A 13,320-nucleotide genomic window follows, 5' to 3' on the forward strand; every position below is an offset into this window, starting at 1 on the left:
ACCCCCTCAGTATAGAATGAATACTGTATATATGAACAGTATTTTTTGGACAAATTTGCATACGCGATCCATACTCTAAATCAGCAAAAACCGTCGTGAAAATTGCGCCTTCTTCCCCGATCGCGTATACTTTTTTCGTTGACGTAATACAGTGTGCTTGCGGCCACCAACCGTAAAACACCGAGCAGAAAACCTCGCCGCGGCGGGGTTTTTTGTTTTTATCCCGCCGCAAATTAATGTGATCTTCCGCGCAGTTTTTCCTGGTTGAAAATAAATCCATTGTGAAATGACAAAAGCTGTGTTTGTATAAATTCATTCCCTTTTTTGAGACAACAGGTCCCTAATGAACGCTACCACGCTGTCTTCGACCCTACTACTAACCGCGCCTGCCGCGGTGGTCGTCGTGTCTGTGGTGGTCGTCGTCGGCAACGCGCCGTAGGGTCCGGAACAACACGAATTCCAAACCCCGCCGGCGCAAACCGAGCGGGGTTTTTCGTTTCATGCCCCCCGGTAAGTCGGCCCAGAATAAAAGGACTGGAGCATGGCAAGTTCGGGCACAACATCACAAAAAATGCGCTTCACTGGCGCACAGTTAGTCGTTCATTTACTGGAGCGTCAGGGGATCACTACGGTCAGCGGCATTCCGGGCGGCTCCATCCTTCCGATTTACGATGCGTTAAGTCAAAGCACTCAGATCCGCCATATTCTGGCGCGTCACGAGCAGGGCGCGGGATTTATCGCCCAGGGCATGGCGCGCACCGAGGGCAAACCGGCGGTGTGTATGGCCTGTAGCGGTCCGGGAGCCACTAACCTGATCACCGCTATCGCCGATGCCCGTCTGGATTCGATTCCGCTGGTGTGCATTACCGGCCAGGTTCCGGCCTCAATGATCGGCACCGACGCTTTCCAGGAAGTTGACACCTACGGTATCTCTATCCCCATCACGAAACATAACTATCTGGTACGCAACATTGCTGAGCTGCCGCAGGTGATGAGCGACGCGTTTCGCATCGCGCAGTCCGGGCGACCAGGGCCGGTGTGGATAGATATTCCTAAGGATGTTCAGGCCGCGACCATTGAGCTCGATGCCCTGCCGGAACCCGGCGCCCGTACGGCGGCTCCGATGTTCGATAGCGCCAGCGTGCGTGAAGCGGCGGCGATGATTAACGCCGCGCAGCGTCCGGTGCTCTATCTGGGCGGTGGGGTGATCAACGCGCCTGAGCACATTCGCCAACTGGCGGAAAAAGCCAACCTGCCGACCACCCAGACCCTGATGGCGCTGGGGATGCTGCCGAAAGCGCATCCGCTGTCGCTGGGCATGCTGGGGATGCACGGCGCGCGCAGCACCAATTTTATTTTGCAAGAGGCTGATTTATTGGTTGTTTTAGGGGCGCGTTTTGATGACCGGGCGATTGGGAAAACCGAGCAATTCTGCCCGAATGCGAAAATTATCCACGTTGATATCGACCGCTCTGAGCTGGGTAAAATCAAACAGCCGCACGTGGCGATTCAGGGCGATGTTGGCGAAGTGCTGGCGCAGCTGATCCCGCAGGTCGAGGCGCAGCCGCGCAGCGAATGGCTGCAGCTGGTGGCCGATCTGCAGCGGGAGTTCCCCTGCACCATTCCGCAGGAGCAAGACCCGCTTACCCACTATGGCCTGATTAACGCCGTTGCCGCCTGCGTTGACGATGAGGCAATCGTGACCACCGACGTCGGCCAGCACCAGATGTGGGTCGCGCAGGCGTATCCGCTGAACCGTCCGCGCCAGTGGCTGACCTCCGGCGGCCTCGGCACCATGGGCTTTGGTCTGCCTGCCGCGGTAGGCGCGGCGCTGGCTAACCCGCAGCGCAAGGTCATCTGCTTCTCCGGAGACGGCAGCCTGATGATGAACATTCAGGAAATGGCTACCGCGGCGGAAAATCAGCTGGACGTGAAAATTATCCTGATGAATAACGAAGCGCTGGGGCTGGTTTATCAGCAGCAGAGCCTGTTCTATAAGCAGGGCGTATTCGCCGCAACCTATCCTGGCATGGTCAACTTTATGCAGATTGCCGCCGGTTTTGGTCTGCAAACCTGTGATTTAAATAATGAAGCCGACCCGCAGGCGGCGCTGCAGGCGATTATCGATCGCCCGGGTCCGGCGCTGATCCACGTGCGTATCGATGCTGAAGAAAAAGTGTATCCGATGGTACCGCCGGGTGCGGCCAATACTGAAATGGTGGGGGAATAAGCCATGCAACAAGCGACTCATGAAAACGTTATTCTACAGCTCACCGTGCGCAACCATCCCGGCGTGATGACCCACGTTTGCGGCCTGTTTGCCCGCCGCGCATTTAACGTGGAAGGCATTCTTTGTCTGCCAATTCAGGACAGCAACCAGAGCCGCATCTGGCTACTGGTCAACGACGATCAGCGCCTCGGGCAGATGATTAGTCAGATTGAAAAGCTGGAAGACGTTGAGAAAGTGGTACGCAATCAGTCCGATCCCTCCATGTTCAGCAAAATTGCGGTGTTCTTCGAATAATCGCTCGCGGCTTGAACCGCGGCGCGCGATAGACAAAATCACTCAAGCCGCATCAGGGCGGCAAGTATGAGCATCCCCGGGCGCTTACTCAGGTAAGCGACTGGGGGACAGAGGCAGCTTGAAGGATGACGTTTATACCGTTAAGGTAAGCGCGTTTTTTATCCTCCCAGGAATCGCCATGACCACAATCGCCCTTATTGACGATCATCTTATCGTCCGCTCCGGCTTTGCCCAACTGCTGGGGCTGGAAGCCGATTTTCAGGTCGTCGCAGAATTCGGTTCCGGGCGCGAAGCGCTGGCGGGGCTGCCCGGCCGCGGCGTGCAGGTCTGCATCTGCGATATCTCGATGCCGGATATCTCCGGGCTTGAGCTGTTAAGCCAGCTACCGAAAGGAATGGCGATCGTAATGCTGTCGGTGCACGACAGTCCGGCGCTGGTGGAGCAGGCGCTGAACGCCGGCGCGCGCGGTTTTCTCTCCAAGCGCTGCAGCCCGGATGAGCTGATCGCTGCCGTCCGCACCGTGGCGGCCGGCGGCTGCTATCTGACGCCGGATATCGCCATGAAGCTGGCGGCCGGACGACGGGACCCGCTGACCAAACGCGAACGCGAAGTGGCGGAAAAGCTGGCGCAGGGGATGGCGGTAAAGGAGATTGCCGCCGAGCTGGGCCTGTCGCCAAAAACCGTGCACGTTCATCGTGCCAATCTGCTGGAAAAGCTGGGCGTCAGCAACGACGTTGAGCTGGCGCGCCGCATGTTCGATAGCTGGCAATGAACGCCTTTCTCTCCCGGCTGCTCTCGGTTATCGGCTGTTGCTTTATCTTTTCCGCCGCGTTGTTTTGCCTGTGGAGCATCAGCCTGCACCTGGTAGAGCGTGCCGATCTTGCGGTGCTGCTGTTTCCCTTCGGGCTGCGTCTTGGCCTGATGCTGCAGTGCCCGCGCGGCTACTGGCCGGTTCTGCTGGGCGCGGAGTGGCTGCTGATCCTCTGGTTGGCGCAGGAAGTTGCGCTGGCGCACCCGATAATATTGATGACCGGAAGCCTGTTAACCCTGCTGCCGGTGGCGCTGATCTCGCGCTATCGTCAGCAGCGCGACTGGCTCACCCTGCTGCGCCAGGGGGGCGCGCTGATCGCCGCTGCGCTGCTTCAGTCGCTGCCGTGGCTGCTGGAGGGTAAAGAGGGGCTGAACGCGCTGCTGCTGACCCTGACCGGCGGCCTGACGCTGGCCCCCACTTGCCTGGTGATTTGGCACTATCTCACCAGCACCGTCTGGCGGCCGCTGGGGCCATCGCTGGTCTCGCAGCCGGTGAACTGGCGCGGGCGGCATCTTATCTGGTACCTGCTGCTGTTCAGCGTCAGCCTCTGGCTTCAGCTGGGGCTACCCGCCGAGCTCTCACGATTTACGCCCTTCTGCCTGGCGCTGCCGATTATCGCTCTGGCCTGGCATTACGGCTGGCAGGGCGCGCTGATCGCGACCCTGATGAACGCTATCGCGCTGATCGCCAGCCAGACCTGGCACGAACACCCGGTGGATTTATTGCTTTCGCTGCTGGCGCAAAGCCTGACGGGCCTGTTGCTGGGCGCCGGCATTCAGCGGCTGCGCGAGCTGAACCAGTCGCTGCAAAACGAGCTGGTGCGTAACCAGCGGCTGGCGGAACGCCTGCTGGAAACCGAAGAGAGCGTACGTCGCGAGGTCGCCCGCGAGCTGCACGATGATATCGGCCAGACCATTACCGCCATCCGCACCCAGGCGGGGATCGTCCAGCGTCTGGCGCCGAACAGCGCCAGCGTCAGGCAGAGCGGGCAGCTGATTGAACAGCTTTCGCTCGGCGTCTATGATTCGGTGCGCCGCCTGCTGGGCCGCCTGCGCCCGCGCCAGCTGGACGATCTGACGCTTGAGCAGGCGGTTCGCTCGCTGATGCGCGAAATGGATCTGGAGGATCGCGGTATGGTCAGCCATCTGGAGTGGCGTATTGATGAGTCGCTGCTGAGTGAAAACCAGCGAGTCACCCTGTTCCGCGTTTGTCAGGAGGGGCTGAATAATATTGTCAAACACGCCAGCGCCAGCGCCGTCACGCTGCAGGGCTGGCAGCAGGAGCAGCGGCTAATGCTGGTGCTGGAGGACGACGGCTGCGGCCTGCCGCCGGGCTCCGGTCAGCAGGGCTTTGGCCTCACCGGCATGCGCGAACGCGTCAGCGCGCTGGGCGGCACCTTAACCATCTCCTGCACCCACGGCACCCGCGTTTGCGTCAGCCTGCCGCTGCGCTACGCCTGAGGAACGACGATGTTTGCCTTTTTGAAATCTCCGCCCGATGCTCCGCCGATTACCGATAAACAGGCGCTGGACGAGCGCTACCGCTACTGGCGTCGACATATTCTGCTGACCATCTGGCTGGGCTATGCGCTGTTTTATTTTACGCGTAAAAGCTTTAATGCCGCCGTGCCTGAAATCCTCGCCAGCAACGTACTGACGCGTAGCGATATCGGTCTGCTGGCAACGCTGTTCTACATCACCTACGGGCTATCGAAGTTTTTCTCCGGTATCGTCAGCGACCGCTCTGATGCTCGCTATTTTATGGGGATTGGTCTGGTCGCCACCGGCGTAGTGAATATCCTGTTTGGCTTTTCCACTTCGCTGTGGGCCTTCGCGCTGCTGTGGGCCCTGAACGCCTTCTTCCAGGGCTGGGGGTCGCCGGTGTGCGCGCGTCTGCTGACGGCCTGGTATTCGCGTACCGAACGCGGCGGCTGGTGGGCGTTGTGGAACACGGCGCATAACGTCGGCGGGGCGCTGATCCCGATGGTGGTTGGCGCGGCGGCGCTGCACTACGGCTGGCGAACGGGAATGATGATTGCCGGCATGCTGGCGATCCTCGCCGGGCTGTTTCTCTGCTGGCGGCTGCGCGACCGGCCGCAGGCGGTAGGGCTGCCCGCAGTAGGCGACTGGCGTCACGATGAACTGGAGATTGCCCAGCAGCAGGAAGGGGTAGGGCTGACCCGCAAAGAGATCCTCACCAAATACGTGCTGTTGAATCCCTATATCTGGCTGCTCTCGCTGTGCTACGTGCTGGTGTATGTGGTGCGCGCAGCGATTAACGACTGGGGCAATCTCTATATGTCGGAAACGCTCGGCGTTGATCTGGTCACGGCGAATTCTGCGGTCACCATGTTCGAGGTAGGCGGTTTTATCGGCGCGCTGGTGGCGGGCTGGGGCTCGGATAAGCTGTTTAACGGCAATCGCGGGCCGATGAACCTGATTTTCGCCGCCGGGATTTTGCTGTCGGTCGGCGGCCTGTGGCTGATGCCGTTCGCCAGCTACGTGATGCAGGCGGCCTGTTTCTTTACCGCCGGCTTTTTCGTTTTTGGCCCGCAGATGCTGATTGGCATGGCGGCGGCGGAGTGCTCGCACAAAGAGGCGGCGGGGGCGGCAACCGGCTTTGTCGGGCTGTTTGCCTATCTTGGCGCGTCGCTCTCCGGCTGGCCGCTGGCGCAGGTCATGGAGATCTGGCACTGGAGCGGTTTTTTCGTGGTCATCGCCATTGCTGCCGGCATCTCTGCTCTGCTGCTGCTGCCGTTTCTAAATGCCCAGGCGCCGCGAGAAGCGTGATCTGCCTCACCTTTCTCCGCCGAATGGCGTAAAACTAAGAAATTTTCCCGGTTTCGCCTGGACGCTGTCTCAGGCGGGTCTTCCGGCTGATTTTTACAATGCCTGCTATTCGCAGGTAGTAAATCAGCTCAGGAGTCACCCAATCATGCTGGCCTTCTTAAACCAGGTGCGCAAGCCTACCCTGGACCTGCCGCTCGAAGCGCGGCGCAAAATGTGGTTCAAACCGTTCATGCAGTCGTATCTGGTGGTTTTCATCGGCTATCTGACCATGTACCTGATCCGCAAAAACTTTAATATCGCGCAGAACGACATGATCTCCACCTACGGGTTGAGCATGACGCAGCTGGGGATGATCGGCCTCGGGTTCTCTATCACCTACGGCGTGGGTAAAACGCTGGTTTCTTACTACGCAGACGGTAAGAACACCAAGCAGTTCCTGCCGTTTATGCTGATCCTCTCGGCCATTTGTATGCTCGGCTTCAGCGCCAGCATGGGCGCGGGGTCGACCAGCCTGTTCCTGATGATCGCCTTCTACGCCCTGAGCGGCTTTTTCCAGAGCACCGGCGGGTCGTGCAGCTATTCGACCATTACCAAGTGGACGCCCCGCCGTAAACGCGGCACCTTCCTCGGCTTCTGGAATATCTCTCACAACCTCGGCGGCGCCGGCGCCGCGGGCGTGGCGCTGTTTGGCGCGAACTACCTGTTCGACGGCCACGTCATCGGGATGTTTATCTTCCCGTCGATTATTGCGCTAATCGTCGGTTTTATCGGCCTGCGCTTCGGCAGCGACTCCCCGGAATCTTACGGTCTCGGTAACGCCGAAGAGCTGTTTGGCGAAGAGATCAGCGAAGAGGATAAAGAGACGGAAGAGAACGCCATGACCAAATGGCAGATCTTTGTCGAGTACGTGCTGAAGAACAAAGTCATCTGGCTGCTGTGTTTCTCCAACATCTTTCTGTACGTGGTGCGCATCGGCATTGACCAGTGGTCCACCGTTTACGCTTTCCAGGAGCTGAAGCTCTCCAAAGAAGTGGCGATTCAGGGCTTTACCCTTTTTGAAGTAGGCGCGCTGGTCGGCACGCTGCTATGGGGCTGGCTGTCGGATCTGGCAAACGGTCGTCGGGCGCTGGTAGCCTGCATTGCGCTGGCGCTGATTATCGCCACCCTTGGGGTTTATCAGCACGCCAGTAACCAGTACGTTTATCTCGCATCGCTGTTTGCGCTGGGTTTCCTGGTTTTTGGCCCGCAGCTGCTGATCGGCGTTGCCGCAGTAGGCTTTGTGCCGAAAAAAGCGATTGGCGCAGCCGACGGGATCAAGGGCACCTTTGCCTATCTGATCGGCGATAGCTTCGCCAAGCTCGGCCTCGGGATGATCGCCGACGGAACGCCGATTTTTGGCCTCACCGGCTGGGCGGGGACCTTTGCGGCGCTGGATGCGGCGGCAATTGGCTGCATCTGCCTGATGGCCATCGTTGCGGTGTTTGAAGAACGTAAAATCCGCCGTCAGAAAAAGACACAAACTTTGCAGACTGCCTGAGTCATTGGGTGTGAGTCACTTTGCCCGGCCTTTGCGCCGGGCTTTTTTATACCTCTTGCCGGGCGGTTTGATGATAGCGAGACGAGGTCGCGATAAGTCACATTCTGGTACCACCGACAGTCGACAGCGGGCAATTTCCCATTATGATAGTGGTGCTGCGATTGAATGAGAGGATGCATGATCTGGTTAGGACTGGCCACGCTGATAGTGGTATTTGTTGTGGGATTTCGGGTGCTTACCTCTGATTCACGCCGTGCGATTCGCCGTCTGAGCGAACGGTTAGGCATTACGCCGGTACCGCTGGAATCGATGATCGATCAGCTGGGAAAAACGGCCGGTAACGAGTATCTGCGCTACCTGGAACGGCCGAATGAAGCGCATTTGCAAAATGCCGCTCAGGTACTGCTGATTTGGCAGACTGCTATCGTCGACGGCAGCGAGCAGAACCTGCATTACTGGTATCGGTTGATGAAAAAGGCCCGCCTCGCGGCGCCAATTACCGAAGCGCAAATTCGCCTCGCGCAAGGTTTCCTTCGCGAGCTGGAGCCGGAAGTGAGCGAGCTGCACGCTTTACAGGAGCGCTATAACACGCTGTTTTTACCCGAAGATGGGGTCCACTGGCTACACTGATAGCGCTTCCCTGTGCACTGTTGGCTTCGTTAAAACTCCTCCTGACGAGACCAACTATGCAAAAGTCATCACCTCAAAGTGGCATCATCTGTCCTTACTTCCAATGAAATCATCGTTAACGGGTGGCCTGACGACGGCGATACCTGAAAGCAGATTAACCACTGCATAAATCATTTTACAAAGAGGTGGATTGTTTTTATAGCTAATAGGCTATAATTTGCTTATAGCTTATTGGCTATGAGGGATCGCTGATGTGGAATGTTGAAACAACGGAGGTTTTCGACAAGTGGTTTGAGGCGCAGACCGAAGCACTCAAAGAGGATATGCTCGCCGCTATGGTGATCTTATCCGAGTATGGCCCCCAACTGGGAAGGCCGTTTGCGGATACAGTAAACGATTCTGCTTTTTCGAATATGAAAGAGTTACGCGTTCAGCATCAAGGTAGCCCGATCCGCGCTTTCTTTGTATTTGATCCTTCTCGTCGTGGCATCCTGTTATGTGCCGGAGATAAAACAGGGTTAAATGAAAAGAGATTCTATAAAGATATGATCAAGCTTGCAGATGCTGAGTACCGTAAGCACCTTAATCAGTAAGGAAAAAATATGGCGACCCTTAAAGAATTAATGGCCAAACAGAGCCCGGAAAGCCAGGCGCGTATTGCTGAAAAAGTCGAAGCGATGCGTCAGGTTATCGCTTTAAGTATGTTAAGGGAGGAGCTGAATTTGTCTCAGGCCGAGCTGGCTAAGGCTATGGGTGTTAAACAGCCCACCATTGCTAAAATGGAGCAGGCCGATAACGACCCCCGCCTGTCAACGCTGAAGCGGTACGTTGCGGCGCTCGGGGGTGAGTTAAGTATTGATGTTAAGCTGCCAGGCGGCAAGCGAATCGCATTCCATCTTTAATCCAGCGAACCTTGTTGTCGCGGGCGATACTGGTGAGAAAGTTGTCAAAACGTTAAATTCGTCACATTTTAAATGTTACACTGCGCGGCTCCTCCGTATTCAACCATGCAGGTAACTTATGACTCCTTCGAATGCCTCTGCGCCGCAGGCTAATCAGGCGGCGCGACCCAACTGGTCGGCGGTTTTTGCGGTGGCCTTCTGCGTTGCCTGCCTGATTACCGTTGAGTTCCTGCCGGTAAGCCTGCTTACGCCGATGGCGCAGGATTTGGGCATCTCAGAAGGCGTTGCCGGGCAGTCGGTCACCACCACCGCGTTTGTGGCGATGTTTGCCAGCCTGTTTATCACCTCGATCATCCGCAGTACCGATCGTCGCTACGTGGTGATTCTGTTTTCCGTCCTGCTGACCGTCTCTTGTCTGCTGGTCTCCTTTGCCAACAGTTTCTCCTTGCTTCTGGTGGGGCGCGCCTGCCTTGGGCTGGCGCTGGGCGGTTTTTGGGCGATGTCGGCGTCGCTCACCATGCGACTGGTGCCGATGCGCGTGGTGCCCAAAGCGCTGTCGGTCATTTTCGGCGCGGTATCGATAGCGCTGGTGATCGCCGCGCCGCTCGGCAGCTTCCTCGGCGCAGCAAAATATGTTTGGCCTGTTAAAGCGCCCCGGCGTAATGGCCGGGATGTGCGCCATCTTTATGGCCTTCGCCGGCCAGTTCGCCTTCTTTACCTATATTCGCCCGGTGTATATGACGCTGGCGGGCTTTGACGTTGACGGCCTGACGCTGGTGCTGTTGAGCTTCGGCATCGCCAGCTTCGTCGGCACCTCGCTCTCTTCGATGCTGCTCAAACGATCGGTGAAAGCGGCGCTGGCGGTTGCCCCGGTGGTGCTGGCCATCAGCGCGGCGGTGCTGGTGCTGTGGGGGGAGAGTAAAATCGTGGCGTCGGCGGTGGCCGTTATCTGGGGTTTTGCCTTCGCGCTGGTGCCGGTTGGCTGGTCAACGTGGATCACCCGCTCCCTGTCCGATCAGGCGGAGAAAGCCGGGTCGATTCAGGTGGCGGTGATCCAACTGGCCAATACCTGCGGCGCAGCGGTGGGCGGCGTGGCGCTGGACCACCTTGGTCTGCTCTCGCCGCTGGTCCTCTCCGGTACATTAATGCTGCTCACCGGTGTACTGGTGGCGACGAAAGTACGGGTGTAATCGGCCGCAGTCAGGCGAACCGTCAATAAATCTACGGGCGTTCGCCCTGCGCCAGGCGACGGTTGATGTCGGCAATGACGCCCGGTAAATCCGCCAGCGTATCCACGACGTAATGCGCCCCGGCGGCGGACAGCTTCCCGGCGGCGTGCTCGCGGCGGGCGGCGATCTCTTCGGCGCTCATCTGCTGATATTCCTCCCAGCTGGCGCCGAATTCGTTACCGGAAACCGCCAGACCCACGCTCCACATCCCGGCGGTTAATCCTTCGGTAATGCCGGGAGCGGAATCATCAACCTTGACGCAGTGGGCTACCGAGTCGATGCCGAGGACAATGACGTTCTGCAACGCCATCCATGGTCCCGGCCGTCCCCCGACGGCGAGGTCGTCCGTCGCTACCCAGTGGTCAGGCGCATAGCCCTGCGCGGCGGCGACCGGCGCCAGCTTTTCCATCACCGGACGCGGATAGCCGGAACAGGAGCCAATTTTTATACCTTCGGCGCGCAGCGCGGCAATGGTGTCGACAATCCCGGCGATTGGCGCAGAAAAATCGACGACTTTGGCAATCTGCAGCGGCATAAACGCGGCATAGATCGCATCGATATCGGCAGCGTTCATCGCGCGGCCAAACTTCGCCTGCCAGCGGGCGTCCACGGCGGGCAGTTTCCCCAGCGCTGCAATATGCTGCCATTTGCCGAGACCCATCGGCACCCTGGCTTCTTCGAGTGTAATCTCCACGGCAAAAGCCTGACGGAAGGCCTCAACGAAAATCTGCGTCGGCGCGAAGGAGCCAAAGTCGACGGTGGTGCCTGCCCAATCAAGAATAACGGCGTTAATACGGTTCATGATGGTTCCTTAGCGTTGCCAGTACATGGCGTTTTTAATGGCCGCCAGCAGGGCGGTGATGTCGGCGTCGTACACTTCGCCAATGTTGCCGATACGGAAGCAGTCGCTTTGCGACACCTTGCCCGGGTAGATCACGAAACCCTGCTCTTTAAGCCGCTGATAGAAATCCTTAAAGCGATACTGCGGCGCATCCGGAGAGTAAAACGCGGTGATGATCGGCGAGTGCAGGCTATCGTTGAGCAGCGGCTGAAAGCCTAATGCGCGCATTCCGGCCACCAGACGCTGCTGGTTAGCGCAGTATCGCTGGTGACGCGCGCTCACGCCGCCTTCCTCCGCCAGTTCTTTTAACGCCTGGGCAAAGGCCAGCACGGTATGGGTCGGTGAAGTAAAGCGCCACTTGCCGTGGTTATCCTCCATGCAGCGCCACTGGGCGTAGAGATCCAGCGACAGCGAGCGCGAGCGGCCCTGGCAGTTTGCCAGTTCCGCTTCCCGGGCAATGACGAAGGCGAAGCCCGGCACCCCCTGTATGCATTTGTTGGCGGAGCTGATCAGATAGTCAATGTTCAGCGCGGCGACGTCCATGGGAATGCCGCCGAAGCTGCTCATGGCATCGACGATGTAGCGTTTGTCGTACCGTTTTGCCAGCGCCGCCACCGCTTCGATCGGGTTGAGCATACCGGTTGTCGTTTCGCAATGGACCATAGCGATATGGGTGATCGCCGGGTCGGTTTGCAGGATCCGTTCGATCGCTGCAGCGTCCGGTCGCGCGACTTCACCGCAGTCGTAAGGGTGGTGCGCAATGTTCAACAGTTTCGCCATCTCGATTATGCGCGCGCCGTAGGCGCCATTGCTGATAATCAAAATCTTGTCCTGCACGCCGATCGCGCTGCCGAGCACTGCCTCAACCGCGTAGCTACCGCTGCCTTGCAGCAGTACTGAAGTGTAGCCGTCGGCGGGCGTCGCCAGTTCCACCAGCCGTTGGCGGATGGCCTGAACCACGCCGAGATTGTAGTCATCGTCCCAGGTACAGCTGTCGAACAGCATCGCCTCTTTTACCGTACGGGAAGTGGTCAGTGGGCCGGGGGTCAGCAGCAGATAATTGCGTGAATTCATCTATTTCACCATTTGGTCTATACCAGATACTTTTTATAATGGCGATCGTCTGCGGAAAAGGTCAAAGGGAAAGTGGCGCTGCAACAAAAAATTCATCTTGTTATGTATAATGAGCGCATCAAATTTGGCAGCGAGCGAACATGAAATCACCCTCTGGCGAGACGCCACAGTATCTGCTGATCAAGGCGCAGCTACAGGCGCGTATTCAAAACGGCGCGTTGAAGAGCGGCGATAAACTGCCTTCCGAGCGCGAGCTGTGCGCGCTGTTCAATACCACGCGTATTACGGTGCGCGAGAGCCTGGCGCAGCTTGAGGCCAGCGGCGTGATTTATCGCGCCGACCGCCGCGGCTGGTTTGTCACGCCGGAGCGGCTTTGGCTGGATCCGACGCAAAATACTAACTTCCATAAGCTGTGCCTGGAGCAGGGGCGGGAGCCGAAAACGGTGCTGCTGGACGGGCGTTTAACCGCCGTTCCGCTGGACGTTATGGCGCCACTGGCGCTGCAGCCATTCGATCAGGTTTACCTGCTCACCCGTCTGCGTTATGCCGACGGGCGGGCGATTTGCTACTGTGAAAACCACTGTCTGCCCGCCAGGGTTCCCGAGCTGCTGCGCCACGATTTAAACGGCAGCCTGACCGAGATTTATCAGACCCGCTATGACCTGATATATACCAGTATGCATCTGTCGTTCTGGCCCACCTCGATGCCGCCCCAGGCCGCCGAGGCTCTGGGGGTGATGGAAGGGCGTCCGGCGCTGCTGCTGCGCCGGCTCAACTACGATCAACACGGGCGAATTCTCGATTACGATATCGAGTACTGGCGTCACGACAGCCTGCGCATCGAAGTCGATACCCATTGATTTTATGGGTCCTGTCCGAGCATTTTCCCCGGGTTGCGGCTGGCGCCTTACCCGGGCTACGGGTTCACCGCCGTCTGCGGACGGGTGGCCCGGACAGGCGCGTCAAGCGCCGCCTCCGGGATA

13 protein-coding genes and 1 pseudogene are annotated in these 13,320 nt (G+C 58.3%); 12 read left to right on the forward strand and 2 right to left on the reverse strand.

Going from position 1 to position 13,320, the window contains the following annotated elements; genetic code table 11:
• Positions 1-343: 343 nt before the first annotated feature.
• The 11 genes and pseudogenes from ivbL (at position 344) to K2184_RS04180 (ending at position 10,383) form a co-directional block, all read left to right on the forward strand.
• Positions 344-439: an ilvB operon leader peptide IvbL gene (ivbL, locus tag K2184_RS04130; protein WP_163524725.1), complete on the forward strand. Its 96-nt coding sequence runs from the start codon at positions 344-346 to the stop codon at positions 437-439.
• Between the two features lie 102 nt (positions 440-541).
• On the forward strand, positions 542-2,230 hold the full coding sequence (ilvB, locus tag K2184_RS04135; RefSeq protein ID WP_024274843.1) for an acetolactate synthase large subunit: 1,689 nt from the start codon (positions 542-544) through the stop codon (positions 2,228-2,230).
• Positions 2,231-2,233: 3 nt separating this feature from the next.
• The gene (ilvN, locus tag K2184_RS04140) at positions 2,234-2,524 is read left to right on the forward strand and encodes an acetolactate synthase small subunit (RefSeq protein ID WP_004107116.1); all 291 of its coding nucleotides are present in this window, start codon (positions 2,234-2,236) and stop codon (positions 2,522-2,524) included.
• A gap of 178 nt (positions 2,525-2,702) precedes the next feature.
• Positions 2,703-3,296, forward strand: coding sequence for a transcriptional regulator UhpA (gene uhpA / locus K2184_RS04145; protein ID WP_004107112.1), 594 nt, complete (start codon positions 2,703-2,705; stop codon positions 3,294-3,296).
• A 17-nt stretch (positions 3,297-3,313) separates the two neighbouring features.
• A complete protein-coding gene (gene uhpB, locus K2184_RS04150) occupies positions 3,314-4,795 on the forward strand; it encodes a signal transduction histidine-protein kinase/phosphatase UhpB (protein ID WP_439237722.1) in 1,482 nt (493 codons plus the stop codon).
• A 9-nt stretch (positions 4,796-4,804) separates the two neighbouring features.
• On the forward strand, positions 4,805-6,124 hold the full coding sequence (locus K2184_RS04155; RefSeq protein WP_004107101.1) for an MFS transporter: 1,320 nt from the start codon (positions 4,805-4,807) through the stop codon (positions 6,122-6,124).
• A 145-nt stretch (positions 6,125-6,269) separates the two neighbouring features.
• A complete protein-coding gene (uhpT, locus tag K2184_RS04160; protein WP_004107098.1) occupies positions 6,270-7,661 on the forward strand; it encodes a hexose-6-phosphate:phosphate antiporter in 1,392 nt (463 codons plus the stop codon).
• A gap of 177 nt (positions 7,662-7,838) precedes the next feature.
• Complete coding sequence (locus K2184_RS04165) at positions 7,839-8,291, forward strand: DUF1198 domain-containing protein (RefSeq protein ID WP_004116616.1); 453 nt, start codon at positions 7,839-7,841, stop codon at positions 8,289-8,291.
• Between the two features lie 251 nt (positions 8,292-8,542).
• A complete protein-coding gene (locus K2184_RS04170) occupies positions 8,543-8,884 on the forward strand; it encodes a type II toxin-antitoxin system RelE/ParE family toxin (protein ID WP_049128706.1) in 342 nt (113 codons plus the stop codon).
• A gap of 9 nt (positions 8,885-8,893) precedes the next feature.
• Positions 8,894-9,193 (forward strand): helix-turn-helix domain-containing protein, encoded by a 300-nt coding sequence (locus K2184_RS04175; protein WP_017145203.1) that lies wholly within the window; start codon positions 8,894-8,896, stop codon positions 9,191-9,193.
• Positions 9,194-9,311: 118 nt separating this feature from the next.
• Positions 9,312-10,383: pseudogene (locus tag K2184_RS04180) on the forward strand (MFS transporter).
• Between the two features lie 31 nt (positions 10,384-10,414).
• Here the strand turns inward: K2184_RS04180 and phnX are convergent.
• Both phnX and phnW read right to left on the reverse strand, forming a co-directional pair.
• On the reverse strand, positions 10,415-11,224 hold the full coding sequence (gene phnX / locus K2184_RS04185; RefSeq protein WP_163524727.1) for a phosphonoacetaldehyde hydrolase: 810 nt from the start codon (positions 11,222-11,224) through the stop codon (positions 10,415-10,417).
• 9 nt (positions 11,225-11,233) lie between these two features.
• Complete coding sequence (phnW, locus tag K2184_RS04190; RefSeq protein WP_017145206.1) at positions 11,234-12,337, reverse strand: 2-aminoethylphosphonate--pyruvate transaminase; 1,104 nt, start codon at positions 12,335-12,337, stop codon at positions 11,234-11,236.
• A 140-nt stretch (positions 12,338-12,477) separates the two neighbouring features.
• Here phnW and phnR point away from each other — a divergent pair, with 140 nt between their 5' ends.
• Complete coding sequence (gene phnR / locus K2184_RS04195) at positions 12,478-13,197, forward strand: phosphonate utilization transcriptional regulator PhnR (RefSeq protein ID WP_004107085.1); 720 nt, start codon at positions 12,478-12,480, stop codon at positions 13,195-13,197.
• Positions 13,198-13,320 lie beyond the last annotated feature (123 nt).

Origin of the sequence: Klebsiella sp. K5-306, assembly GCF_051835185.1 — a bacterium.
GTDB lineage: Bacteria > Pseudomonadota > Gammaproteobacteria > Enterobacterales > Enterobacteriaceae > Klebsiella > Klebsiella oxytoca.